At 65.3% G+C, this 346-nt stretch carries 1 protein-coding gene; it reads right to left on the bottom strand.

Going from position 1 to position 346, the window contains the following annotated elements:
* Positions 1–346 (bottom strand): formyltransferase family protein (locus tag BEK98_RS47775; protein ID WP_279635522.1); only part of this gene is annotated, 346 nt, incomplete at both ends.

Genomic DNA, 346 nt, shown 5'->3' with positions numbered 1-346 from the left:
GTCGAGGTCGGCGGTCACGTAGTGGGCCGTGGCGCCGATCAGCTTGACGCCCCGCGCGTGCGCCTGGTGGTACGGCTTGGCGCCCTTGAAGCTCGGCAGGAAGGAGTGGTGGATGTTGATGATCCGGCCGCTGAGCTGCTTGCACAGGTCGTCCGAGAGGACCTGCATGTAGCGGGCGAGGACGACCAGTTCGACGTGCTCCTCGCGCACGATCTCCATCAGCTGCGCCTCGGCCTGGGCCTTGGTGTCCTTCGTCACCGGGATGTGACGGAAGGGGATGTTGTACGAGCCCACCAGCTCTTTGAAATCGGTGTGGTTGGAGACCACGGCCGCGATCTCCACCGGC

Origin of the sequence: Streptomyces diastatochromogenes (genome assembly GCF_002242805.1) — a bacterium.
Lineage (GTDB): Bacteria > Actinomycetota > Actinomycetes > Streptomycetales > Streptomycetaceae > Streptomyces > Streptomyces diastatochromogenes.
Note: the sequence above shows the minus strand (reverse complement) of the source record. Positions and strands in the feature narration are given on the sequence as shown.